Origin of the sequence: Exiguobacterium sp. s127 (assembly GCF_018618695.1) — a bacterium.
GTDB lineage: Bacteria > Bacillota > Bacilli > Exiguobacteriales > Exiguobacteriaceae > Exiguobacterium_A > Exiguobacterium_A oxidotolerans.
This window is the reverse complement of record NZ_JACSMO010000008.1, coordinates 18,303-43,969: the sequence shown is the minus strand read 5'-3', so window position 1 is coordinate 43,969 and position 25,667 is coordinate 18,303. Positions and strand designations below refer to the sequence as shown.

24 protein-coding genes and 1 pseudogene are annotated in these 25,667 nt (G+C 47.6%); 11 read left to right on the top strand and 14 right to left on the bottom strand.

Annotated features, from left to right (window positions below; all coding sequences use genetic code 11):
• Positions 1 to 14 precede the first annotated feature (14 nt).
• Entirely contained in the window at positions 15 to 509 is a 495-nt protein-coding gene (locus tag KNP98_RS11105; protein WP_214770625.1) for a YwhD family protein, read from the top strand.
• A 40-nt stretch (positions 510 to 549) separates the two neighbouring features.
• Here KNP98_RS11105 and KNP98_RS11100 read toward each other — a convergent pair whose 3' ends face one another.
• Positions 550 to 1,392, bottom strand: coding sequence for a metallophosphoesterase (locus KNP98_RS11100; RefSeq protein WP_251135175.1), 843 nt, complete (start codon positions 1,390 to 1,392; stop codon positions 550 to 552).
• Between the two features lie 75 nt (positions 1,393 to 1,467).
• Positions 1,468 to 3,024 carry a BCCT family transporter gene (locus tag KNP98_RS11095; RefSeq protein ID WP_088836101.1) on the bottom strand — a complete coding sequence of 519 codons (1,557 nt, stop codon included), beginning with the start codon at positions 3,022 to 3,024 and terminating at the stop codon, positions 1,468 to 1,470.
• Positions 3,025 to 3,421: 397 nt separating this feature from the next.
• Between KNP98_RS11095 and KNP98_RS11090 the strand changes: the two genes are divergently transcribed.
• From KNP98_RS11090 to KNP98_RS11070, 5 genes are all read left to right on the top strand, one after another.
• Positions 3,422 to 4,096, top strand: a complete 675-nt coding sequence (locus tag KNP98_RS11090) for an NAD(P)H-dependent oxidoreductase (RefSeq protein ID WP_088836102.1) — start codon at positions 3,422 to 3,424, stop codon at positions 4,094 to 4,096.
• 142 nt (positions 4,097 to 4,238) lie between these two features.
• The gene (speE, locus tag KNP98_RS11085; protein WP_014969274.1) at positions 4,239 to 5,078 is read left to right on the top strand and encodes a polyamine aminopropyltransferase; all 840 of its coding nucleotides are present in this window, start codon (positions 4,239 to 4,241) and stop codon (positions 5,076 to 5,078) included.
• Between the two features lie 60 nt (positions 5,079 to 5,138).
• Entirely contained in the window at positions 5,139 to 6,011 is an 873-nt protein-coding gene (gene speB / locus KNP98_RS11080) for an agmatinase (protein ID WP_214767707.1), read from the top strand.
• A 734-nt stretch (positions 6,012 to 6,745) separates the two neighbouring features.
• On the top strand, positions 6,746 to 7,540 hold the full coding sequence (locus KNP98_RS11075; RefSeq protein WP_088836104.1) for a DUF4397 domain-containing protein: 795 nt from the start codon (positions 6,746 to 6,748) through the stop codon (positions 7,538 to 7,540).
• Complete coding sequence (locus KNP98_RS11070; protein ID WP_239456797.1) at positions 7,500 to 8,126, top strand: class F sortase; 627 nt, start codon at positions 7,500 to 7,502, stop codon at positions 8,124 to 8,126. The genes KNP98_RS11075 and KNP98_RS11070 overlap by 41 nt, the downstream gene beginning before the upstream one ends.
• Positions 8,127 to 8,212: 86 nt before the next feature.
• Here the strand turns inward: KNP98_RS11070 and KNP98_RS16260 are convergent, their stop codons facing one another.
• The 9 genes from KNP98_RS16260 to KNP98_RS11025 all read right to left on the bottom strand — a co-directional run bounded on the left by KNP98_RS16260 (position 8,213) and on the right by KNP98_RS11025 (position 17,965).
• Positions 8,213 to 9,520 (bottom strand): globin-coupled sensor protein, encoded by a 1,308-nt coding sequence (locus KNP98_RS16260; RefSeq protein ID WP_088836105.1) that lies wholly within the window; start codon positions 9,518 to 9,520, stop codon positions 8,213 to 8,215.
• 209 nt (positions 9,521 to 9,729) lie between these two features.
• Positions 9,730 to 9,954 carry a hypothetical protein gene (locus tag KNP98_RS11060; RefSeq protein ID WP_029332396.1) on the bottom strand — a complete coding sequence of 75 codons (225 nt, stop codon included), beginning with the start codon at positions 9,952 to 9,954 and terminating at the stop codon, positions 9,730 to 9,732.
• Between the two features lie 86 nt (positions 9,955 to 10,040).
• Positions 10,041 to 10,247, bottom strand: coding sequence for a cation transporter (locus KNP98_RS11055; protein ID WP_088836106.1), 207 nt, complete (start codon positions 10,245 to 10,247; stop codon positions 10,041 to 10,043).
• Positions 10,244 to 12,376, bottom strand: a complete 2,133-nt coding sequence (locus KNP98_RS11050; RefSeq protein WP_214770633.1) for a heavy metal translocating P-type ATPase — start codon at positions 12,374 to 12,376, stop codon at positions 10,244 to 10,246. Before KNP98_RS11050 ends, KNP98_RS11055 begins: the two co-directional genes overlap by 4 nt.
• A gap of 12 nt (positions 12,377 to 12,388) precedes the next feature.
• On the bottom strand, positions 12,389 to 12,685 hold the full coding sequence (locus tag KNP98_RS11045; RefSeq protein WP_088836108.1) for a metal-sensitive transcriptional regulator: 297 nt from the start codon (positions 12,683 to 12,685) through the stop codon (positions 12,389 to 12,391).
• Positions 12,686 to 12,813: 128 nt separating this feature from the next.
• Positions 12,814 to 14,346: a DHA2 family efflux MFS transporter permease subunit gene (locus tag KNP98_RS11040; RefSeq protein WP_088836109.1), complete on the bottom strand. Its 1,533-nt coding sequence runs from the start codon at positions 14,344 to 14,346 to the stop codon at positions 12,814 to 12,816.
• A 226-nt stretch (positions 14,347 to 14,572) separates the two neighbouring features.
• Positions 14,573 to 14,899 (bottom strand): bacillithiol system redox-active protein YtxJ, encoded by a 327-nt coding sequence (gene ytxJ / locus KNP98_RS11035; protein WP_029332401.1) that lies wholly within the window; start codon positions 14,897 to 14,899, stop codon positions 14,573 to 14,575.
• Between the two features lie 4 nt (positions 14,900 to 14,903).
• On the bottom strand, positions 14,904 to 16,529 hold the full coding sequence (locus tag KNP98_RS11030) for an acetolactate synthase large subunit (RefSeq protein ID WP_088836110.1): 1,626 nt from the start codon (positions 16,527 to 16,529) through the stop codon (positions 14,904 to 14,906).
• Positions 16,526 to 17,965 carry an NAD-dependent succinate-semialdehyde dehydrogenase gene (locus tag KNP98_RS11025; RefSeq protein ID WP_088836111.1) on the bottom strand — a complete coding sequence of 480 codons (1,440 nt, stop codon included), beginning with the start codon at positions 17,963 to 17,965 and terminating at the stop codon, positions 16,526 to 16,528. The genes KNP98_RS11030 and KNP98_RS11025 overlap by 4 nt, the downstream gene beginning before the upstream one ends.
• Before the next feature lie 361 nt (positions 17,966 to 18,326).
• Between KNP98_RS11025 and KNP98_RS11020 the strand changes: the two genes are divergently transcribed.
• The 5 genes from KNP98_RS11020 (at position 18,327) to KNP98_RS11000 (ending at position 23,665) form a co-directional block, all read left to right on the top strand.
• A complete protein-coding gene (locus KNP98_RS11020; RefSeq protein ID WP_214767714.1) occupies positions 18,327 to 20,027 on the top strand; it encodes a glycoside hydrolase family 13 protein in 1,701 nt (566 codons plus the stop codon).
• Positions 20,028 to 20,266: 239 nt separating this feature from the next.
• A complete protein-coding gene (locus tag KNP98_RS11015; protein ID WP_239456799.1) occupies positions 20,267 to 20,689 on the top strand; it encodes a YwiB family protein in 423 nt (140 codons plus the stop codon).
• Positions 20,679 to 21,098 carry a hypothetical protein gene (locus tag KNP98_RS11010; protein ID WP_214811431.1) on the top strand — a complete coding sequence of 140 codons (420 nt, stop codon included), beginning with the start codon at positions 20,679 to 20,681 and terminating at the stop codon, positions 21,096 to 21,098. The genes KNP98_RS11015 and KNP98_RS11010 overlap by 11 nt, the downstream gene beginning before the upstream one ends.
• Positions 21,099 to 21,280: 182 nt before the next feature.
• Positions 21,281 to 22,600: an APC family permease gene (locus tag KNP98_RS11005; protein WP_214767716.1), complete on the top strand. Its 1,320-nt coding sequence runs from the start codon at positions 21,281 to 21,283 to the stop codon at positions 22,598 to 22,600.
• Positions 22,601 to 22,621: 21 nt separating this feature from the next.
• A complete protein-coding gene (locus KNP98_RS11000) occupies positions 22,622 to 23,665 on the top strand; it encodes a zinc-binding dehydrogenase (RefSeq protein ID WP_214767718.1) in 1,044 nt (347 codons plus the stop codon).
• Positions 23,666 to 23,752: 87 nt separating this feature from the next.
• Here the strand turns inward: KNP98_RS11000 and KNP98_RS10995 are convergent, their stop codons facing one another.
• The 3 genes and pseudogenes from KNP98_RS10995 to tnpA form a co-directional block, all read right to left on the bottom strand.
• On the bottom strand, positions 23,753 to 23,977 hold the full coding sequence (locus KNP98_RS10995) for a hypothetical protein (protein WP_214802840.1): 225 nt from the start codon (positions 23,975 to 23,977) through the stop codon (positions 23,753 to 23,755).
• Between the two features lie 128 nt (positions 23,978 to 24,105).
• Positions 24,106 to 25,197: pseudogene (gene tnpB, locus KNP98_RS10990) on the bottom strand (IS200/IS605 family element RNA-guided endonuclease TnpB).
• 5 nt (positions 25,198 to 25,202) lie between these two features.
• Positions 25,203 to 25,601 carry an IS200/IS605 family transposase gene (gene tnpA, locus KNP98_RS10985; RefSeq protein ID WP_088836118.1) on the bottom strand — a complete coding sequence of 133 codons (399 nt, stop codon included), beginning with the start codon at positions 25,599 to 25,601 and terminating at the stop codon, positions 25,203 to 25,205.
• Positions 25,602 to 25,667: the final 66 nt, after the last annotated feature.

Below are 25,667 nucleotides of genomic sequence, written 5' to 3'. Positions count from 1 at the left end.
GGGGTCGAGTAAAGATGGAAAAGAAGATTAACTTCAATATCATTTCAGATAATTCAACAGACGGACATGGTGGATTTGGCGTCGGGACACTCAGTTTGAACAGTATGTCACCGGTCATCATCTCGCCAGAGGACGGCGAAGCATACATCGATATGGGTGCCATGCATGCGAAAGCAGCGATTGAGAAGCGGATTAAGTTCACGACGGATCGAGCGGACGCACCGAATGGGAAACTGTACTGGATCGTTTGGGTCACGGTAGGACGTAAGCCAGAAGGGTTTTATTATGGAGGCGTCGCAGCATGCGATTTATTAGTCGATGTCGAAACACGGCGCGGGTTTAAAATCTTAGCTGATCACGTCAATAAGATGGACAAGTCACTCAAGGGACGCATCGTCGTCGATCAGATGGACGATACGTCAAAAGGACTGCTTCGTGAATTCCTGATGACACATAAACCGGAAATGTGGGCGAACGCAGAGCCTGAGTTACATGATGCACTCGCATAACTAAAAAAATCGCCGTCTCCTAGGAGGCGGCGATTTTTTATCATGACTTTAAAGTGATGACAACGATTTCGGGACGATTGAACAACCGAAACGGGAAGAGACTGTTGCCAAGACCGCGACTGACGATGAGTTGTGTCGTATCCACTGTATATTGACCGGCCGTCCGTTTCGGGAAAAATCCTTGTCCAGGTGCATACAAGCCATCTGTGAAGGGAAGTCGGATTTGACCGCCGTGAGCATGACCGGACAGAACGAGATCAATTTGCCGCTCCGCATAGAGCGGTACATATTCCGGACGATGGGCGAGTAAGAGTTGAAACGTCGATCGATCGACAGCTTCTTGTGCGGAGGCGAGGCTTTTCCGAGTTCCGTCAGACTCTTGGAGACCTTCGCTCCAGCGTGTCGTCGTTGGGTCGTCGATGCCGAGTAGAGCAATGTTTGCACCGTTATATTCGAGCGGGACTGCCGTATTCCGTAAAATTTGTACACCAATCGCTTCGAGTTTTGGTAAAAGGGTCAAGTTGCGACGAACTTCATGGTTTCCCGTGACGAAATAGACAGGATAGTTCGCAGTCAATTGTTTCATCAAAGTCAGCGCAGCGGCTTCTCCGTTTCGGCGAGAGTCGATTAAATCCCCGGTCATCACGATGAGGTCAGGCTGTGCTTGAGTAATTTTTTTGAGTAGCTTCGTTTGTTTTGGATCGAAGGATTTCCCATGTAAGTCAGCGATTTGGACGACTGTATAGTCATCGAATGCTTTTGGCAGTCGTTCTGTTTCAATCGTGATTGCGGTCGTTTCAATCACATTATTTTCTTGATATAAAAACCAACCGCCTATGACAAGAACCCCTAATGAAACGAACCAACGTTTTCTGACGCGCAAGACCTCACTCCTCTCTTCACTAAGCATACCAAAAAGGCACCTCAGTCCGCATCGCGGAAGAGGTGCCTGACATGATTATGCTTCTTTTTTTAAATCATCAGATGCTTTCTTTTCTTCAGGTTCGTTATACAAATCAATGAACAAGGCAATGACCATCATCCCGACAACGAAGATGAACGGGAAGGCGGCTAAAATCGCGGCAGCTTGGAGAGCACTCAGCCCACCGGCATAAAGTAAAACAGCTGCGATTGAAGACTGGATGACACCCCATGTCAATTTGATTCGAAGGCTTGGCATCAAGCTACCGCCTGAAGAGAGCATTCCGAGTACGTATGTTGCTGAGTCAGCTGACGTAATGAAGAATGTCGTAATCAAGAAGACAGCTACGATACTAAGAATCGTACCAAGTGTACCAAATGTCTCGAACAAGGCGAACATACCTGTTTCGACACCTTTATCGTTAACTGTATCAATTAAGTTTACGCTGTTGAAAAGTTCGTTCCAGATTGCTGATCCACCGAAAACAGAGAACCAGAGCAGTCCGAAAATTGTTGGGACGAGCAAGATACCGAGAACGAATTCACGAATCGTCCGTCCTTTTGAAACACGTGCGATGAACGTACCGACGAATGGTGACCAAGAAATCCACCATGCCCAGTAGAAAATCGTCCAGCCGTTAATCCATGAACGTTCGTCCGGGTTGAAGGCTGAGGCACGGAAACTCATGATCGGCAGGTTTTGTAAATAGGCACCTGTTGTTTGAACGAATAAATCCATGATGAAACTGAATGGTCCGAGGAACAAGACGCCGACCATCAAGAGCGCCGCGAGAACAAGGTTCGCGTGGCTGAGGCGAACAATTCCTTTATCGAGACCAGAAGCAGCACTAATCATATAAAGGACTGAAACAACAAGGATGATCAGGAGCTGGGTCATGAACGAGTTTGGAATACCTCCGACGAGGAAATGTAAACCGCCCGAGATTTGCTGGGCGCCAAGTCCAAGTGAAGTGGCAACACCGAATGCTGTTGCGACGATCGCGAGAACTTCAACTGTCCCTTTACCTGCAGCTTCATATTTCGGTTTCATAAGTGAAGCGACAGTATCGCCGATTGTCGCAGGACGTCCTTTACGGAATGTCGAGTAAGCGATTGCTAAAGCGACGATTGCATAAAGTGCCCATGGGTGAAGTCCCCAGTGGAAGAATGAATAGCGCATCGCAAGACGTGCTGCTTCAGTCGGGTCACTCGTCGCAACCGGTGGTGTATGGAAGTGTGTCAATGGCTCTGAAACACCCCAGAAGACAAGCCCAATCCCCATACCGGCGCTAAAGAGCATCGCGAACCAAGAAATCAGGTTATATTCAGGGCGATCAGAGTCTTTTCCGAGTCGGATAGAACCGAAACGCGAGAAGACGAGGAAGATTGCAACTAATAAAAAGACGCTCATACCGAATAAGTAGAGCCAGCCGAAGCCATTTGTAACAAAGTTTTGTGCGACTGCTGTTACGTTGCCAAGATTTGCGGCACCAATGAGTGATTCAGGTAAGATTCCCCATATGGTAAAGAGCACACAGAAAATGACGGATACAATAAAGACGTTCGTGATCTTGCTTTTTCGATTATTTTCCATCGTGGTCAACACCTTCTTTCGAATTTTACATGTTTGTTTTGTTTCATGTTGTAAATACTGAAAAATTGCTATACAACGATTAGTAATACCCGTAACTTCAAAAACAAAACCTTATCACGCAAGTTACTACCGTAACAAACTTATAGTAAGGATGGCAAATGCTGTGGGTAATGAAAGATGGGGATTTCTAGAAAAAAAGGGTGGTAAAGTCGTTTGAACTGGCTTTGCATAGCGATTTTTGAAAAAAATGAAAAAATCTAATTTTTCTTTTGTTTCTCTAGTATTTCCCGAAAAGATTGATTTGTAACATTTAATATCAAGCAGAATAGCAGACGGGTCATTTCAGATTTGCTATCGTTGTGAAATAATCGATCAAAATCACTGGAGGAATCGAACAATGAGTCACGAACAGAAAAAACAAGCTATTTTAGCAGCCTTTCAATCACGTCATGCGACGAAAGCATTTGATCCTTCGAAAAAGATCACACCAGCAGACTTCGCATTTATTTTAGAAACCGCGCGTCTCTCCCCAAGTTCATTTGGTTATGAGCCTTGGAACATGCTCGTCATCCAAAATGAAGCATTGCGTGAAGAACTTCGTGCCGTCTCGTGGGGTGCCCAAGGACAATTGCCGACAGCGAGCCATTATGTCATTTTCCTTGCACGGACAGGTGCGCAAATGCAACCAGATGGTCCGCATGTCACGCACATGATGGACGCACTCGGTTTGTCAGACGAGGCAAAACAAGGGCGGACGACGCGGTATGGTCTTTTCCTCGAAGAAGACTTTAAAATCGGGAATAATGAAAAAGCGATGGAAGACTGGTCAGCGAAACAGGCCTATATCGCGCTCGGAAACATGATGTCGACGGCAGCACAAATCGGAATCGATTCATGTCCGATTGAAGGATTTGATCAAGAGGCGATTGAAAAAATCTTAGTCGACCATGATTTACTCGACCGGACTGTATTTACGGTTCCTGTCATGGTAGCGTTCGGTTACCGGGCGGATGAACCGAAACGTGCGAAACAACGCCGTGACTTGGATGAAATCGTCACTTTCGTCGAGTAAACACTCAGATAGTTTTTTTCGAATTATATAGAAGTTTCTTTCAAAATTCGGTATACTCGCATTTGTATGATTAAGAAGCGCCGTAAACGCCACTCGCATACGAACAACTTTTGTCTTGAGAAAGAAAGGGGTTCTATCGCAAATGGAACAAAAATTAAAGTTATGGTTCACGGAACACCAAACGGAAGATTACGGTATCACATTCCGTGTCAACCACGTTTATGAGAGCGAACAAACGGAGTTTCAACGCCTGGAGATGGTTGAGACGGACGAGTTCGGTACAATGTTGTTACTTGACGGGATGGTCATGACAACGGACAGAGATGAGTTCGTGTATCACGAAATGGTCGCACACGTCCCATTGTTCACACACCCGAACCCGAAATCGGTTCTCGTCGTAGGTGGGGGAGACGGCGGAGTCATCCGTGAAGTCTTAAAACACCCATCGGTCGAAAAAGCAGTTCTCGTCGAAATTGATGGCAAGGTCATCGAGTACTCGAAGAAATACCTTCCGAACATCGCAGGTGGTTTAGACGACGCACGCGTCGAAGTCATTGTGGGTGACGGATTCATGCACATCGCGGAAGCGGTCAACGAATACGATGTCATCATGGTCGATTCGACAGAGCCGGTCGGTCCTGCCGTCAACCTGTTCACAAAAGGATTCTACTCTGGAATCTCGAAAGCATTAAAAGAAGACGGTATTTTCGTCGCACAATCGGACAACCCATGGTTTACACCAGACTTGATCCGTGATGTACAACGTGACGTCAAAGAAATCTTCCCAATCACAAAACTATACATCGCGAACGTTCCGACGTACCCGAGCGGTCTGTGGACATTTACGATTGGATCGAAAAAACATGATCCACTCGCTGTTGCACCAGAGCGTTTCCATGAAATCGAAACGAAGTACTATACACCGGAACTTCATACAGCAGCGTTCGCGTTGCCAAAGTTCGTCAAAGATTTAACGATTTAATTTCAAAGTAGGAGTGTTCCGTTTTCAGGGACACTCCTTTCTATGACTGGAGGAATAGAAATGCGTTTTGATGAAGCATATTCAGGTAAAGTCTTTATTGCGAGTCAACCGACTCACGAAGATGCAAAAGGTGTGTTATACGGCATGCCGATGGACTGGACGGTCAGTTTCCGCCCGGGATCACGTTTTGGCCCGGCGCGGATTCGTGAAGTATCACTTGGTCTCGAAGAATATAGTCCGTATTTAGACGGCGATATCGCCGATGCGAAATTGTTTGACGCGGGTGACATTCCGTTGCCGTTCGGCAATGCCCAAAAGTCACTCGACATGATTGAAGAGTATGTCGATTCGTTACTGACGGCAGGTAAGTTCCCGCTCGGTATGGGGGGCGAACACCTCGTGACGTGGCCGGTCGTTAAAGCCTTTGATAAACACTACGATGATTTCGTCGTCTTACATTTTGACGCACATACGGATTTACGTGACGAGTATGAAGGTGAACCGCTCTCGCATTCGACACCACTCAAAAAAATCGCCAACTTGATTGGACCGGAAAACTGCTATTCATTCGGCATCCGTTCAGGGATGAAAGAAGAATTCGAGTGGGCGAAGACGTCCGGTTACAATTTGTTCAAGTATGAAATCGTTGAACCGTTAAAGACTGTTTTGCCGAAGCTTGCCGGTAAAAAAGTTTATGTGACGATTGATATCGACGTCCTCGATCCGTCTGCTGCACCAGGAACAGGTACACAGGAAATCGGCGGCGTGACAACAAAAGAGTTACTTGAAGTCGTCCACATGATTTCACGTGCTGACGTCGACGTCATCGGAGCCGATCTCGTTGAAGTCTGCCCGGCATATGATCAGTCTGACATGACAGCGATTGCCGCTGCGAAAGTCTTACGTGAAATGATGATTGGTTTCATTAAGTAAATTTGTCTGAAATGATTGCGGGATATGTAAAAAAGTAGCGTACAAGGGGTTGTCCTTGTACGCTACTTTTTTCAGACTGTAGACAACGTGCTATTGGGAGATAAAGCGTCTTTTTTCGTTGCTTTCCTCGGGCGAGGCGCAAGCCGCTGCTCCTTGGATCCTAGCGGACAATGAGCAGGGTCTTGCCTGCCTCTGCAAGTGCGTTAAAAACGCACTTTTTCCCGTAGGAGTCAACGAAACGTGACGCTTTTTAGGTAACATCGTGACGGAAAGCCGGGCATGTAGATTGTTTAGAGCGCAATCCGTCTCGAATCTACATTCGGACGTTACAAATGCTTAGCAAAGGGTAGTGTAATCATATAGACGCCTGCCTGTTTTTTTTTACAACATCCCGAAAGATTGCCGCTTGAATCATATGATCGATAAACCGATCCATGTGGTGCTGAAAAACATGATGCGTCTAAAAAGACATAGGATGGGCAGTACATTTCTTCATTTGTACAGTTTATCAGTTTCAGTTAAAGAAGGTGGGGTGAATGGAATACGGTAGTGAGATGCTGGAGACTCCGAAAGGGGATAGCGTACAACTGTTACTCTCAGCACATCGGAATATTTACAAAGTACTGCAAATTAGTTTAAATTCAAGATGTCACCGCGAATGAAATATTTTATTCTAGAATGAAAGGTTGGCTTGAGAAGCGAAATACATTATGACACGAGAGGTGGAAAAAATGATGAAGAAATTCATATCGTTCGTTACCGCTGCGTTTTTGTTTGCACTATTCGTGCTACCGGTAGGTGCAGCAGATGACGCAATGGTGCGTGTAATTCACGCTTCACCAGATGCTCCGGCAGTTGATATTGCCGTCGATGGCGAAACAGCTGTCTCAGGAGCGGAATTCAAAGCTGTCACAGACTATCTCACTCTTCCGGCAGGAGAACATAAAGTTGAAGTCTTCGCTGCAGGAACAACAGAAGATCCTGTACTTTCTCAAACACTCAACATTGAAGCCGGAAAATTTTACTCAGTCGCGGCAATCGGTAAATTAGCAGATATTAAACTCGCTGTCATGGAAGACAATGGTCAAGGTGAAGATGGAAAATCAATGGTTCGTGTCGCGCACTTTGCACCGGACGCACCAGCTGTTGATGTCGCCCCTAAAGGTGGAGACGCACTCTTCAGTGACCTTGAATTCTCGAAAGTCTCAGACTATGGAACACTCGATGCCGGCACGTATGATCTTGAAGTACGACCAGCGGGCGCGATGGATGTTGTAAAAGCACTCGACGGTGTTAAATTAGATAGCGGTAAAAACTATACAGCGCTTGCAATCGGTCTTCTTGAAGGAGAACCCGCGTTTGATGTGCTCTTGATTCCAGATGGCGGTGAAATGGCTGCGATGCCAGACACAGGACTTGGTGGATCAGCAGACACATCTTCAATGGCAACGACTTGGGCACTTGTAGCACTTGCTGGAGCGGCCCTAGTTGGAACAAGTTATGTCATTCGCCGTAAACAAAACGCGTAACAGTTTCTTTCTGATCTTTCTCATTCTCGCTGGATGTGGAGGAACAGAAGAATCTGTTCCTCCTTCGAAGCCAGTCGAGCAAGCGACACCTGCAATCGAGCAAGCAATACCTGAATCCGTACAAGAAAGTCGTGAAACGGCTAGTTTTATCCCGGCGACACTATCGATTGATGCGATTGACGTGCAAGCAAAGGTTGAAATCGTGGGTAAAGACAAGCAAGGGCGGATGGATGTTCCGAAAAAAACCGATCAAGTGGGTTGGTACCGATACGGCGCGGAGGCGAACCAAACCGGAAATGTCATCCTCGCAGGTCATTTAGATGACACGGAAGGTCCCGCTGTATTTTACGATTTAGCAAAGATGAAACAAGGACAACGAATCGAGTTACGATCAAAAGCAGGGCAGACGATATCTTACGTGGTGACAAACGTAACCTCCTATCCTGTAGATGAAGCACCCGTTGGTTCGATTTTTGGGGCAACGGTCGCTAAACGCCTGACGTTGATTTCGTGTATCGGAACGTTTACGAAATCAAAAGGGTATGATGAACGGTTAGTCGTAACCGCCGATCAAGTGGAAGAGTAACAAGCAATACGGAATCAAAAAAAGACCAATCCGTCATGGGTTGGTCTTTTTTTAGATGAAGCTCAACCTGAACAAATCAAAAAAACTTACGCGTTCGATTCCGATGCTGCGACGAGGTTCGTTGTCAAAGCCGAGAGACCTTGTGTCGTTTGACTGATTCCTTGAATCGTCTGAACGATTTGGCCTAAGTCGTTCTTATTGCGCCCGAACATCTCCAAGTAATTCTCCATCTCTTTTTTCACTGTGTGAATCCCACTCTTCACTTGTTGCAGTTCTGTCCGAGAGGCGGAGTTCGAACGTGTGATGTCTTCCATCTGTGAGACGAGTTGAGTAATGTTGACATTATTTTTTTGGATGAGCGTATTAATGCTGCTGCTTAACAATTTCGCATTTTCAGCGAGGTTACGGACTTCGATTGCGACGACAGAGAATCCTTTCCCATGCTCACCGGCACGTGCTGCTTCGATTGAGGCGTTTAAAGCTAAGAGATTCGTTTGGTTCGCGATGTCTTCGATACCTTGTGTCATCTTGACGATTTCGTCAGATGTCGTTTTTAACTGTTGGATGCTTGTTAATGATGTATTGACTTGACCCGTCGATTGGACGAATTGTTGTTCCATTTTGTCCATCTGTGCTTCATTTTCTGATGTTAAGCCAACGAGATTGCGACTTGTTTTCTCGGTCTGATCCGTCTCGGATAAGATTTGTGTCGCCCGTTGACTCGTTTCGAGAATGGCCCCTTCTGTTTGTTCGACCGTACTCGCGACCTCCTGGCTGACACGGACGACGTCTTGCAGAAGTCGTGTGCGTGCTTCATTGGCTGCACCTACTTCTTCTAATCGTGCGTCGACATACTGACTTGTAACGATTTGCGCATCCAAGTTCATCGCATGAGTCAACGCGAGGATTGCTGTTGCAAGTTGCTCCGGATCTTCCTGGAAATGCTCGACGACTTTAGGAATCAGTAAGGTGTTGAATGCTGCGTAAGAAGCGATGAACCACGTAACAGGGACGAAATTCCGGTTATGCGTTTTACCCATGCGTTTTCGCATCGCAAGAAACTTCTCGTCCATATTTCCGGTCAAGAGGCTACCGAAATAGTCGGCAAATACTTTTTTCAGGCGTTGACGTGTCGAAGCATTTTCAGCAATCTGCACCATTTCCGGGTGGAGAAGGAGTTGGTCAAGTACTTGTTCGAGGACTTCGTCTAATACAGAATTGACGACAGGAGCCATCGCTTTTAACGTTTGCAATTGTTCTTCAGTGTAGCCCATATATTCAAGGCGTCCTGCTAAAGTGGGATCACTTGTTTTTGTAATGAATTTTTTATCGGGAAATCCGATTTTTGCCTGATAGGTTGAGCTTGATGATTTAGTTTTAAATGGGTTGCGCACAGTAAGCCTCCGATTTTCTTCAAATTAAGAATGTAATAGTCTTATTCTTTATCGGTTGCTAAAGGAAAAAACAGTATCTTTTTTAGAAGGAAACTCTCTAGAAGTTAAAAAATATTGACCTTAAACGAAAAAAGCTCATGATCCTGGATCATGAGCGGAAGCGTGTTCGATCGTACATCATGTATTTTTAAAGAGAAAGTGAAAGAAAGTTAGACCGGTTGATCTTCTTGGAAGGCTTGTTTTGCATCGTTAAGTGCCCGCATCCGGCTAACGCACGATTGAATGAACTGGATATCAATCGAACTAAACCGCGTGACGGGGCCTTTGGCTGATTCGGCACTAAATGTGAAGGTTCCGAGATTCCAAAGTTCGATTTTAAATCGTTTTCCTTTGTTGTCGTCGAAGTGTTGTACGAATTCGATTTTCGGTACCATACGAACCCCTCCTTGTTAGTCCATTCCCCTTTTTCCGCAATTAAAAAAGCCAAACTGTGCGGTAGCAACAGTTTGACTTGAGAAAATTAAGCGGGCGCGACGTCATAGCCGATTTCTTCGATGGTTTCGACGAGACGTTCTTGTGTGACATCCTCATGGACGACAGTGACTGAATTGTCAGAGAGCGAAACAGTCGCCGTTGTGACGCCGTCCAGTTCGTTCAGTGCTGATTCGACACTTGCTTTACAGTGGTTACATGTCATACCGATGACGTTTAAAGTCGTTTCTTTCATGAGTGAGTTCCTCCTTTAGTGAGTGGGGTACGTTTTAAGCGTAACGCATTCGTGACGACGGAAACAGAGCTAAATGCCATCGCTGCTCCGGCGAGCCACGGAGCGAGCAGTCCGAGAAAAGCAACGGGGATTCCGATCGTATTATAGGCGAGTGCGAAAAAGAGATTTTGGCGAATGTTCTTCATCGTCTGTTCACTCAACCGAATCGCCGTCGCGACTTGTTGTAAATCGTGTCCAAGCAGTGTGACGTCAGCTGCTTCTAAGGCGACATCCGTCCCGCTACCAAGAGCGATTCCGACGTCAGCCGTCGCAAGCGCTGGCGCATCGTTAATTCCGTCACCAACCATGGCGACGCGGTGTCCCGCATCTTGAAGGGCTTTGATGTGATCGGCTTTTTCGATGGGTAAGACATCTGCAAACACATGGTCTGTTGGAATACCGAGTTCCGTCGCTAGATTGAGGGCAACGTCTTTTCGGTCACCCGTCAAGAGATAGACTGCTTTTGTCTGTTGAATTTGAGTGATGACGTGTTTCGTCGTCGGCTTCAGTTCATCGCGAATCGCATAACCGGCTTCAACGTGCCCGTCGACGGCGACATAGACGAATGTCGCGCCGGCAGAAGACCAGTCCGGGACATCGAACTGTTGATCCCGCATCATTCGTTCAGAACCAACCAGGATGTTGCGACCGAGAATCATCCCGCTGACACCACGACCGGCATCGACTTGAAACTGTTCGATATCGAACACGACATCACGTTCTTCCGTGATGGCATGAGCGAGCGGATGCTCTGATTTTTTTTCGATGGCTGCTGCGAAGTCGAGTGCTTGTTCGTTCCCGAACGTCTCGACGACGACAGGGCGTCCGACGGTTAGTGTACCTGTTTTATCGAAAACGACGGCATCGACATGTTGTAACGATTCAAGCTGGGCACCGCCTTTAAAAAGCACACCATGCTCAGCACCTTTACCCGTTCCGACCATGATCGATGTCGGGGTCGCGAGTCCTAATGCACAGGGACAAGCGATGACGAGAACAGCGATTGCAGGACGAATTGCTTCAGCGAATGAGCCAGTCGTCAACCACCAGGCACCAAGTGTGATGAGGGCGATGGCGACGACGATTGGCACGAAGATGCCTGAAATCCGGTCGGCTTGTCGTTGGATTGGCGCTTTTTCTGTCTGCGCTTGTTCAACGACGCGGATGATGTTCGCAAGCATCGTCTCCTGACCGACTTTCGTTGCTTCAATCAACAAATTCCCATTCGTATTCAAGGTTCCACCAATGACGGTATCATCGGCACCTTTATGCGCAGGAAGCGGTTCACCGGTCAGCATCGATTCATCGAGATAGGCATCACCGGATAAAATCATCCCGTCCATCGGAATTTTCTGTCCCGGTTTGACGACGATCTGCATGCCTGGTTGAATCTGATCAATCGCGACAGTTCGTTCCGTGCCATTGTCGAGGACGACGGCATCCGTTGCCTGCAGGGACAAGAGACTTTTGATTGCACCGGTTGTTTGTTGTTTTGCCCGATCTTCGAGTACTTTACCGAGAAGGACGAGCGTGATTAAGATGGCACTTGTTTCAAAATAAAGGTTCGGCATTGCCGGATGGATGAGCATTTCTGCGACCGAATAAAAGTAAGCGGCAGACGTCCCAAGTGCGACGAGGACATCCATGTTGGCACTACCGCTCCGGAGACTCTTATAGGCACCGACATAGAATGGCGCCCCGATAATGAATTGAACGGGTGTAGCCAGTGCGAACTGGAGCCACGGATTCATCAGGAACGTCAGATGGACCGTACTATTTGGAATGTGCGACACCATACTGAGTAAGAGCGGTAACGACAACAAGGCGGCGATGAAAAAACGATAGAGCATCCGCCGATCTTGCACTGTTTCATGAGGGGCCGACTTAATGGTCGCGCCGTAACCGACCTTCTTGATTTTATCAATGATTGCTTGTTCATCGAGTTCGTCGGGGACTGCAATCCGCGCCGTCTCGAGTGGTAAGTTGACCGTCGCATCGACACCGTCCATCCGGTTCAGGACTTTTTCGATTCGGGCTGAACAGGCGGCGCATGTCATGCCTTCGATGTTCAATTCGATTGTTTTTGACATACGTATACCTCCTTACTTTTTGAGTCGGGCGATGACGGACATCAGTTCGTCGACATAAAGATCTGTGTCTTTCTGTCCGGTAGCTGCATCATGCATACACATCTTGACATGACGTTCGATGACTTGCAGTTCGACTTGACGAAGAGCGGCTTGAATCGATGCCGTCTGTGTCAAAATATCGATACAATACCGATCTTCAGCGACCATGTTGGCGATACCACGGACTTGCCCTTCGATACGCTTCAAACGTTTAGTCAATGCGTCCTGCTCTTCAGAAGAGCGGGGAACGAGTGGATGATCGTGTTGCATAGGAACACCTCTTTCTGTTGTTGGTTGATGTCTACACTGTATCATATAGGGGTAGGGGGTACAAGTATATTGATTTGCAGGATTAAAAAAATACGCCACCCGAATGGGATGGCGTATTCAGTCGGACCTTATTGATTAGACACTTGAGGTTTGATGATTTGTTCGTTGCGCGAACGACCACTGATGATATCTTCCGCTTGCGTCGCTCGTTTTATGAAGAACGAAAGGATGAACGCAACACCCGCAATGAACGTCGAAATGAGGAAGGCGTAATTGATGCCGTCCAGTGTCGCTTGCATCATGATTTGTTGTTTCAACGCAGCAGCAGCCTCTGCTGTCGGTTGACTTGTCATGTTTTTAGCGGCCTCTTCGGCAAGTTCCGTCCCACGTGTCTTCGCATGCGTCGACATGATCGTAACGAGTAATGCCGTTCCGATGGCGCCGGATACTTGCTGCAACGTATTGTTCATTGCCGTTCCGTGCGGATAGTAGCGCGTCGGTAACTGGTTTAAGCCGTTTGTCGAGACGGGCATCATGACCATCGACATCCCGAACATCCGGAGTGAATACAAGATGATTAAGTGTGTATACGTCGTGTCCATCTTCAGTTGACTGAAGAAATAACTCGTGACGACAGTGATGAAGAGACCGGTGATTGCGAGTGGGCGTCCGCCAATCTTATCGAACAACTTCCCGTTGATCGGTGACATGACTGCCATGAGGATGGCTCCCGGTAGTAACATCAACCCTGCATCGAGTGGAGAAATGCCACGGATATTTTGGACGTAGATCGGTAAGAGCAGCATCCCGGAGAACATCGCCACCGTGACGACGATTGAAATGGCAGATGAGAGAGCGAACATCGGATACTGATAAATTTTGAAGTTCAACATCGGACGCTCCATCCGTAACTGACGCAGGATGAAAGAAACGAGCGCAATCACACCGATTGTCAGCGCGATTGTGACGTGTGGGCTATCCCACCCTTTAGAACCGGCAGAACTAAACCCGTATAGGAGTCCACCGAAACCGAATGAGGATAAAACAACTGACATGAAGTCGAGTTTAGCATCCGACCGTTCTTTGACGTCACGGAGTAAGACGATTCCGGCAACGAGAACGACTAAAGCGATTGGTGTGATGAAGTGGAATAACATCCGCCAATCATAGTGTTCGATGATCCAGCCTGACAAAGTCGGTCCGATTGCGGGTGCACCCATCATAATGAGCCCGAAGAAGCCCATCGCCGTCCCGCGTTTTTCAATCGGGAAACTGACGAGCATGACGTTCATCAAGAGCGGCATCATGATTGCTGAACCAGAAGCCTGAATCATTCGTCCTGCCAACAGGACGGGGAATTCACTTGCGAACCCAGCAAGGATTGTACCGAGTGAGAATAATGTCATCGCGAGGATGAATAGACGACGAACAGAAAATTTTTGAATCAGAAAAGCAGATGTCGGAATTAAAATCCCGTTGACGAGCATGAAACCAGTCGACAGCCACTGGACGGTCGATGTTTCGATGTTGAGATCCTTCATGATCGAAGGAAGGGCGATGTTAAGTAACGTGTTATTTAAAAAAGCGATGAAGGCTCCAATCATCAATACGGAAAGGATACCGTAGGGGGGACGATTAGAAGCAGTTTTTTTGTGTTGCATGATTTTCCTCCTTAATGAACTGACGGTACACATTTCTATACGGTCGTTATATCTGTTGTATATCTTAATCTGATTTCAAGATAAATACAAACATTAATAACTAAGAAAGGTAATTTTATTTTTAATGAAGAACGAATGGCTCTGAAGCTTGTTGAAAGTAAAAAAACACCCGACTCTAAAAAAGAGTAGGATGTTTTTTGTAAACCGTCAGTAGTGATGAAAGGTCTCAGCCGACATGCGTGTTTAGGGCATCATTTGTAATGTCATAATGAGCTGCGGACCAAGTCGCACGTCCTTTTTCGATGAAGATGACTTGTGGTGATTCATGACGAACATTGTAATGTTCGGCGATGTGATTCGACAGCGTCCGTGCTTCTTGGACGAGCAAGTAGGCAGTCGGTACTGACGTCGCGTCAGCAAATTTCGTGTATTCAGAAAAACCGGCGGCACTGATTGGACAGGTCGTACTGTGTTTACAAATCACGAACGAGTCGTGTTCGGAAACGAATTGATCAAAGTCAGAAATCGATTGAAGTTTTCTAAGTTGTGGCATAGTATCATCCTCCATACGTCCGTAGACGTTCGCTTAACTTTAGATTTTCCCTGTAATCGACCGGACAGTCAATCAAAACAGGTCCGTCACTGTTCTGAGCCTGTTCGAGACAGTTTGAGAGACTGCCGTGTTCTCCGACACGAAGTCCGAGTGCACCGAAAGCCGTCGCGAGTTCGACGAGATCAGGGTTATCGAATTCTGTAAACGGTGCCCGGCCATAAGCCTGCTGTTGTTTCCATTCAATCAAGCCGTACGTGCCATCACGCCAAATGACGACAGTGATGGGGAGTTTCAAACGAACTGCTGTCTCGAGGTCTTGACCATTCATTAAGAATGCACCATCACCAGAAGCACAGAGCACCCGACGCTCCGGGTGCAGCAGTTTTGCAGCAATCGCGCTCGACAGACCATAGCCCATCGAAGAAAAGCCGTTCGAGATGAATAATTGATTAGGGCGTGTCGTTTGGAAATGACGACCGAGCCAAACTTTATGGGCCCCGACGTCTGAGAACAACATGCCGTCTTCACCCGTCGCCGTCTCGAGGGCACGAACGATACTTTGAGGGTGGAGGGGCAATGCCATCGAATAGGTTGCTTGAATTTCTTGTCGCAACTTATCACGGTCCGCCTGCCAACCTTCCCAGGCCCGCGTCGGAATCGCTTCTGCTAACAGACGTAACGAATCAGACAGCGGACCAACCAAGTTCGCAACGACAGGATAATACTGGTCAATCTCATGCCGGTTCGTGTCGATGTGGATGACAGGTGTCCGGTCCGGATTCCACTTCGAAGGCGGCAACTCGGTAATATCGTAACCGATGGCGATGATGAGATCGCTTTGGTCAAGAATCCGTTGATTGTAGTCGGTATTCGGTAAACCGATTGTATGGGCGGCGAGCGCATGTTGCGAGGAGATGACCCCTTTACCCATCATCGTCTCGACAACAGGTGCTCCAAGCTTTTCAACGAACGTTCGGAACACAGCGGTCGCTTCGCTCCGGTTGATTCCAAATCCGGCAATCACGACGGGCCGTTCCGCTTGTTCGATTTGTTTTAAGACCGCGCTGTCTTTGACGGATGTCGGGTGTAACGTATCCGGTTCACTGTCGCGTAAAAGTGGTGTCTTGGCATCGACATCTGCCTTTGCAATATCTTCCGGAAAAGAAATATGTGTCGCACCCGGCTTATCACAACAAGACTGGGCGAACGCTTGACGCACGATTTCCGGGATGACTTCTCCTGAGACGACCGATGTACTCGACTTCGTGATCGGTCGGTACATCTCGACTAAATCGAACATTTGATGGGATGCCTTGTGCTGGCGCCATGTCGCTCCTTGTCCCGTAATCGCGACAACAGGCGAGTGGTCCATCGTTGCACTTGCGATGCCCGTCATCATGTTCGTCGCACCTGGTCCGAGCGTCGATAAGCAAACACCGGCACGACCGCTTAAGCGACCGAACATCGCTGCCATAAACGCAGCATTTGTTTCATGGCGTGTCGTGATGAACGTAATATCCGATTCACTGATGGCGTCGAGTAACGTAATGTTTTCTTCTCCCGGGACGCCAAAGATGTGCGTGACCCCTTCTGCTTCGAGGCAGGCGACGAACCGTTCTGCCGCATTCATGCGTCCATTCCTCCAATCGAAACATATTTGGTTTCAAGGTACGCTTCGAGACCTTCCGATCCACCTTCGCGTCCGATTCCTGACTGCTTCATACCGCCGAATGGTGCTTGTGCGGCAGAGGGAACACCATCATTCCAACCGACGATACCGTAGTTCAATTGTTCAATCGTCCGCATCGCGCGGGCATAGTTATTCGTAAAGACGTAAGATGCAAGACCGAACGGCGTTTGGTTTGCATAACGGATGGCCTCTTCGTCAGAGCTGACACGTTGAACGGGAGCAACGGGACCGAATGTTTCTTCATTCATGATTAACATTTGCGGTGTGACATCGGCGAGGACCGTTGCTTCATAATAGTAGACATCTTTTTCTTCATCTGTCGTTCCAGTCCCACCTGTGACGATACGGGCACCGGCTGACGTCGCATTGTCGACGTGTTTTTTGACTTTGTCATAACCGGCTTGATTGATCATCGGACCGATGTTCGTTGTTTCGTCGAGTCCGTTCCCGGTTTTGAGCTTCGCTGTCGCTTCGCCCAGTTTTTCGACGAACGTATCATAGATTGAATCGGAGACGTAGATCCGGTTCCCGCAGACGCACGTTTGTCCACCATTACGGAATTTCGACTTGATCGTTTCCGCGACGGCGAGATCAAGGTCACAGTCGTCAAAAACAAGAATCGGAGCGTGTCCGCCGAGTTCGAGTGACATCGCTTTGATCGTCTCAGCACCTTGGGCCATCAATGTCCGACCCACTTCTGTTGAGCCTGTAAATGTGATTTTGTCGATATGCGGATGCGTTGCGAGCGATTCCCCAAGCTCTTTACCGCTTCCTGTGACGGCATTGACGACGCCATCCGGTATCCCGACTTCCTGACAAAGTTCAAGCAGGCGCAGGGCAGTCAGTGGTGTCGCAGTAGGTGGCTTCAGGATAAACGTACAGCCTGCAACGAGTGCCGGTGCCATTTTCCGTGTAATCATCGCAGCAGGGAAATTCCAGGGTGTGATGGCAGCGACGACACCGACCGGTTGTGTGATGACATGAAGCCGTTTGTTCGTATCGTGCGAGGGAATGATGCGTCCATAAGCACGTTTTCCTTCTTCAGCGAACCACTTGACGAAGTTTGCCGCATACTGGACCTCACCTTCAGATTCTGCGAGCGGTTTCCCCATTTCAAGTGTCATCAAGCGGGCGAGTTCATCTTTTTTCTCAATCATCTTCTCGTAAAGCTTCTCAAGCAGTTCAGCCCGTTCATAGACACTTCGTTTCGACCAAGCCGGAAACGCCTCGCGTGCCGCTTCGACGGCGTCATTGACATCCGATTTCGTTCCGTTCGGGACACTCCCGACGACTTCCCCGGTTGCGGGATTTTTGACGTCCGTCCGTTCACGATTATGATCAAGCCACTTTCCATCAATCAAAAATTGTCCGTCCATCTTACAAAATCCCCCTTTTTTATTTGCATTGTTAAGAATATACCCGAACGAGGAAAAAAAGATTCATCTTTCGACAGAACTTCATGCAAAAGGCTAGAAATCGACCGATAAAGAGTGTAGGATAATTCAGTAACTGTAATGTATGCATGACTGAAATATTGTTAACAAACGTCATCACTTTGAAGTGCCGGAAACAGACCGGGAACGTTGACATTGCATATGTATTTGATAAGATGAAGGTAGAGTATTTGCGCAATCGATTGCGCTAAAAGAAATGAATCGATCACCCTTATAACAAATGAGCAATTATGATGAAAAAAATCAATGGACTAAGACAGACCGATGAGAGGATTTATATACGATGACACAAATGATACCGCGCCCAGAAACGGCCCAAAAAACCTTAACACGAGCTTGGTGGAAAGAAGCTGTCGCTTACCAAATCTACCCACGAAGCTTTTATGACGCAAACAACGATGGAATCGGCGATATTCCGGGTATCATCGCAAAACTTGATTATTTGAAAGATTTAGGTGTCGACGTTCTTTGGATTTGTCCGATGTTTAAATCGCCAAATGACGACAATGGTTATGACATTAGTGATTACGAAGATATCATGGATGAGTTCGGGACGATGGCAGACTTCAACCTCTTAATGGAAGAAGCGCACAAACGTGATATTAAAGTCTTACTCGATCTTGTCGTCAACCACACATCAGATGAGCATCCTTGGTTCCTAGAATCCCGTTCTTCAAAAGAGAATGAGAAACGCGACTGGTACATCTGGAAAGATGCCGTCAATGGTGGGGAGCCGAACAACTGGGAAAGCATTTTCGGCGGATCCGCGTGGGAATATGATGAAAAGACAGAACAATATTTCTTACACGTCTTTTCGCGTCGCCAACCGGATTTGAATTGGCAAAACAAAGACATGCGTCAAGCGATCTATACGATGATTAACTGGTGGCTCGATAAAGGAATTGATGGTTTCCGAATCGATGCCATCAGCCACATCAATAAAGACCAATCATTTGCCGATTTACCGAATCCACTCGGGATGCCACACGTGCCATCGTTTGAGATGCACATGAACGTTGAGGGCATCCACGAGTACTTGGAAGAACTCAAAGACGAAACGTTTTCGAAGTACGACATCATGACAGTCGGTGAAGCGAATGGTGTTACACCGGAAGAAGCAGATCTTTGGGTCGGCGAAGAGAACGGAAAAATGAACATGGTCTTTCAGTTCGAGCATATGGACTTATGGCGGTCAGATGCAGAAAAAGGTGTCGACGTCGTCAAACTGAAACAAGTTTTGACGAAGTGGCAAAAAGGTCTTGAAGAAACGGGCTGGAATGCACTCTATCTTGAAAATCACGATAAGGTCCGTTCCGTTTCACTTTGGGGAGATGAAGAGCAGTACTGGAAGGAAAGTGCGAAGTCGCTTGCGATGATGTACTTCTTCATGCAAGGCACACCATTCATCTACCAAGGGCAGGAAATCGGGATGACGAACGTTCAATTCCCGGACATTACGGATTATGATGACGTCGCGACGAAAAACATGTACGACATGCAACTGGGCTCCGGGAAGACACATGAAGAAATCATGGAAGTCATCTGGAACTCATCGCGTGACAACTCACGGACACCGATGCAGTGGACGAATGAGCAAAACGGCGGTTTCTCTACGCAGTCACCATGGTTCGGTGTCAATCCAAACTACGCTGACATCAATGTCGCGTCGCAACAAGCAGATGAAGATTCGATTCTTAACTTCTACAAACGGATGATTCAAATTCGTAAAGCAGAAGAAACATTGATTTATGGAGAATATGATTTGATTTTACCGGACGACGAAAAAGTCTACGCCTACACCCGGACACTCGGTGACGAACAATTCTTAATCGTCACGAACTTAAAAGGTGAAGCAGCGGACATCGACACGGACATCATCCTCCATTCGGATAATCTCGTTCTCGGTAACTACGTGACGGCTTATCACGAAGGAACAGAACTGGCGCTTCGTCCATTCGAAGCACGTCTGTACCGGGTACGTTAAGGAACGGGGATGAACGTTCCGACCTGTACGCAGCGAATGCCAATGATCCCGTTTATGATACGGGTTCATTGGCATTTTCTATGTCTCCTCATCTCGGTCCTGACGCTCTAAGACATATCTAAGATACATTTGGAAAAGAGTGAATCCTTTTTGAGTCAGGCTATTTTGTGTAGATTGTCAGTTTGCGACCGTGCGCATGAGGAAAAAATCGTGTACGCTAGACAATGAGGTGATAAAAAGTGAAACCAAAACGTTATCCCGTCCTGCTGCGGCAAGTGACGACGATTCAAGATGACGCGATGCGTGAATCCGTCGATCTCGAAGCAGAAGGTATGCTATTCGAGACGAAGGACGGTTTTGCGGTAAAATTCGTACAAGAAGACGAGCAACCGATTGATACGACGATCAAATGGTCGCATGACCAAGTTGCATTGAACCGTAAAGGTCCTGTCTCGATGCACCACGTGTTCATTTTAGGACAACAAACAAAGAGTGGATATGAAAGTCAGTTTGGTCAGATGTTGATGCAGACGGAGACCCACACGATTGAAATGCGCGACCAACAGATGCGCTTCACCTACGACTTGATGATGAATCATCAGGCGGTCGGAACGTATACGATTGAACTAACATGGAAACGGAGTGAGACAGATGGCGTTTGAACAAACGGTAAAAGAGATGGAACAGATGCTCGACGAGGAATGGTTCGAGTGGTTGGAAAATGATGAGGATAAATACAATGCGTGGCGCGATCAGCTCGAGACACTCGCAGAACAAGTCATGACGGAATACAATCCGAAAGTCGAGACGGACGCAATCGATTCATTGTTGTTAATCAATGAAGAATTGCCGGTTCTGTACGGAGAAGATACAGTCATGTTGTATACGGCGTTACTTCACGCCCGAAAAGAGGACGAAACGGTCTACGAGCGCTACCTCGCAATTCTCGGTGCGTTCGCAGAAGAAAACCACCCGGCGCTCCGTCAAGTCGAAAAAGCTGTCGCGAAAAAAGATTACCAGACGGCGTATACAAAAGCAGTCAAGTTGCCGCAAGCGTTAGGTCTCGAATGACGGCGGGTTAGACAGAATTGCTTTTTACCACGCTAAAGGTGATGACGAAATAGAGAGGTGGGTTTTGATGCCCCCCTCTCTATTTGTGTTCAAAAAATTGTTTGCAGACACGCTATTTCTCGATCGCTGTTTAAACCTAAGAATTTTCAGGGTAATGATTGCAATAGAGAGGAGTGGGGAAAATGGCAGAATACAAGAAAGACAGCATCAAGTTAACAGGAGCCATCGGACTCGGAACAGGCGTCATGATTAGTGCCGGAATCTTTGCCTTGCTTGGGCAAGTCGCAGAACTGTCCGGGACATGGTTTCCGTTCATCTTCATCATCGGTGGAATCGTGACGGCATTCAGTGCCTATTCCTACATCAAACTGAGCAATGCCTTTCCGTCTGCCGGCGGAATCGGAATGTTCCTCGTCAAAGCGTACGGGAAAGGAACGATTACAGCAGGTGCCGCCTTACTGATGGCCTTGTCGATGGTCATCAATCAAAGCTTGGTCGCCCGGACGTTCGGGACATACTTACTGCAATTATTCCCGGGGGATCAAGCCGACTATCTCGTTCCCTTACTTGGTGTCGGTTTGTTGGTCTTCGCCTTTTTAGTCAATATCGCAGGGAATGCCTTCATTCAATCCTTTTCACTTGTCGCCTCGGTCTTGAAGGTCGCGGCACTCGTCGTCTTTGCGATTATTGCGTTATCCATCGGTGGCTTTTCATTCGTCCCGGAGACGACGGGGAGTGCACCCGATGTCACAATCACCGGCTATATTGCGGCAGTCGCCTTAACGATTTTATCGTTTAAAGGGTTTACGACGATTACGAACAGCGGGTCTGAAATCGTCAATCCGAAACGCAACGTCGGCATCGCAATCATCGTGTCGATTTTAATCAGTCTGGTCGTTTACCTCTTGCTCGCCTTCTCGGTGTCAAGCAGTCTATCGCTCCAAGAAATTATCGATGCGAAGGATTATGTTCTGGCGGAAGCGGCACGTCCGGCACTTGGTGACGCCGGTGTCTGGTTCACGGTGTCAATCGCGCTCCTCGCGACGATTTCCGGAATCATTGCCAGTGTCTTTGCTGTCTCACGGATGCTCGCGATGTTGACGGACATGACGTTGATTCCGCACCGACACTTCGGGATGCCGGGGTCGGTGCAAAAGCATACGTTAGTTTATACGATCGTCATTGCGATGGTCTTAACGGTGCTGTTCGACTTGACACGCATCGCCTCGATGGGCGCGATTTTATATCTCGTCATGGATATCATCATTCATGTCGGTGTGCTGAAACATCTTCGGAAAGAGTTGAGCGTTAATCCATTCATCGTCATCAGTGCAATCATCCTTGACGCGATTGTCCTTGGTGCCTTCGTCTACGTCAAAGCCTCAAGTGATTGGCTCGTCGTCGTCGTGTCACTGATCGTCATCGCCGTCGTCTTCTTTGGTGAACGGCTGTTCTTGAAGCATGTCGATGAAGAGGATGCGTCAAACGATAAATCAGAGTGAGTTTGAAAGGGAGAGATGATCATGAAAGCAGTCGAAGTCAGAGGATACGGGGACGTGGACCAGCTCGCCGTCGTCGAGCGTCCGATTCCTGAGCCCGGTCCAGGAGAAGTACTCGTACAAGTCAAAGCGTGCGCGATCAACAATACAGAAATTTGGATGCGTGAAGGGGCCTACGGGACGGACGCAAAATCGGGTTGGAAACCGGAAGGCGTTCAGTTTCCACGCGTCCCGGGTTCTGATATTAGCGGACGGATCGTGAAAGTCGGGACGGGAGTAGAAGAAACACAAATCGGGCGGGACGTCGTCCTGTTTCCCTTTACCTCAAGCGGACCGGACGGAACGGAGCATATCGCGCAGGATATGTCGTTTATCGGCTCGGAATACGACGGGGGTTACGCGGATTACGTCGTCTGGCCGGCTGAACTCTGTTACGATATGCCGCTTGACGACTACACGAAAAGTGCCGTCTTCTCCGTCAGTGGTTTGACGGCGTGGCACATGGTCGAGCAGCTCCAACTGGAACCGGGACAAACGGTACTCGTGACCGGGGCGAATGGTGGTGTCGGTTCACTGAACGTTCAAATTGCCGCACGTGTCTTTCAGGCAAACGTCATCGCCCTTGTCGGAGATCTTGCACTAAGCGACCAGTTAAAACAGTTTGGGGCGACACATGTCCTCTCGTATAAATCAGAGCAGCTGGCAGATGATATTGTAGCGGCGAACGGTGGACCCATTGATGCCGTCCTCGATGTCGTCGGAGACGCGTTATTCGCGACCTCACTCGCCGTCTTAAAAAATGGCGGGAAGTTCTGTATCTCCGGTTCAGCCGGGGGTCAGCAGACACAGCTCGACTTCCGGACGGTTTACTTGAAGCACTTGACGCTGTATGGTTCTGTTCTCGGAACGCGCGCAGAATACGGACGGATGCTTGAAGCGATTGCCGCCGGGAAACTCGAACCCGTCATCGACCGGACGTTTCCGCTCGAGGAAGCGGGGGCAGCGCAGACGTATTTTAAGGAAGCGGGGAAGCTTGGGAAAATCGTTTTGTTGCCAACGGGCGAATAATTAACTTTATACAAAAAACCGACGGATTCTGACCTTCCTTGGAAAGTGAGAAGCTGTCGGTTTTTTTGTATGTGTTAAAAAGAAAAATCAAAACGCAGCTTCTGTCCGTTCTGTTTCGGATAAGAGTTTAGCGTGGATGCCGCGTTGGCGTAACGATTGTTGGAACGACTGATCAATCGGGCGATAGCCTTTTTCGATTAAATCGTTGATGTAAAGCTTGTTGTATAGGAAAGCAAACGCGATATTGATTACGATACTCAGGATGCCGGCTGTCGCAAATGCTGCGATGAAACCGAGAACAAGTTGAATCAAGCCCCATGTGAACTACTCACCACTTATTTGCTTCGCAAATTGAAGTGGGAGCTTCTTGGGAAGATCGTACTTTTACTAGCTACGGTTATTTACCAAGCTCATCGGGTGGTTCCCACCCTGAAGGGTTTTCAGTCTGCCAATATCAACAAGTTGATACTCGCATTAATATCTCTGTCATGATGAGCGCCGCAAGTACACGTCCATTCGCGTACATCGATCGTTTTCTTCTCGCCTTTTACTCCACAAGAAGAACAGATTTGAGTAGAGGCGTACCATTGATCCGCTTTGATAAGTGTTCGGCCATAGAATTTGCATTTGTATTCTAACTGTCGGACGAACTCATACCAACTGACATCTGCAATCGATTTGGCGATTTTATGGTTCTTCATCATGTTCTTCGACTTTAGTGTCTCAACGACGATGACTTGGTTTTCGTCAACGATCCGTTTCGACAGCTTATGAAGAAAATCTTTACGTTGATTTGCAATCTTTTCATGCTTCTTCGCGAGGATCATCCTCGCCTTCTCTCGGTTCTGACTCCCGATTTTCTTGCAGGACAAGGCGCGTTGCGCCTTCTTTATCTTCTCTTCGGACTTTCGAAGAAAACGAAGATTGTCAACTTTCTCAGAAACACGCTCATCGTTTGTCATGATGGCGAAGTGCTCCAAACCAAGGTCGATTCCTACTTTATTCTTGGCTAGAACCCATTGCTCTTCGGCTTGATTGACAAGGATGGAGATGAAGAATTTCCGGGTCTTCGTCATCGAGACCGTCGCGGACTTGATCACACCATCAAACGGACGATGTTGTTTCAACTTCACAAAACCGATTTTAGAAGGTTTCACCTTACGATATTCGATGCGGATGCTCCCCTTCAGATTGTTTGTCGTGTAAGAGGCCCGGTCATTGTGCTTCGATTTGAATTTCGGAAACCCGACAGACCGATCTCAAAAAAAGTTGGTATACGCCTTGTTTAAGTCCATCTGAGCGTTCGCAAGAGAAAGACTGTCGACTTCTTTGAGGAAAGGGAATTCGGGCTTGTACTTCGCTGGGGTTGGGAGCTTCTGCTTCGTGTCAGGATTGAGCTTCGAATCTTCATACAATCGGATACGTTCTTCGAGCATCTTATTGTAGACGAAACGGACACAACCGAACGTCTTCACGAAATATTCTTGTTGGGGTTTCGTCGGATAGAGTCGAAACTTGTACGCCTTCAGCAAAGCAATCACTCCTTTCCTTGTTTTTCGATATAATGTCTGATGACGTCGCTTGTCGCACCACCGGTCGTCACCAGACAGTAACTTCGAGACCAAAACATGTCTTTCCATAATCGTTTCTTGACGTGCGGAAAGTCTCGTTTGATCAGTCGGCTGCTTGCGCTCTTGTAGGCGTTCAGAAACTTTGACATTTCCGTGTTCGGGTGTGCTTTGAACAGCACATGGATATGATCGCCGTCATGATTCCACTCGTTCAGCGTGATATGATACGACGCGCCGATTCGTTCGAACGTCTGTCTCGCGAACTCCGAGATGGCGTCATCGATCACTTTGCATCTGTATTTCACGACGAGGACAAGATGATAATTCAGAAGAAAGACTGAATGTTTATTTGTGTCCATTTTCATTGATATATCAGTCCTTTTGATTAGTTATACTGGTTGTATCAAACGATTGAAGTCTTGCCAAGACGG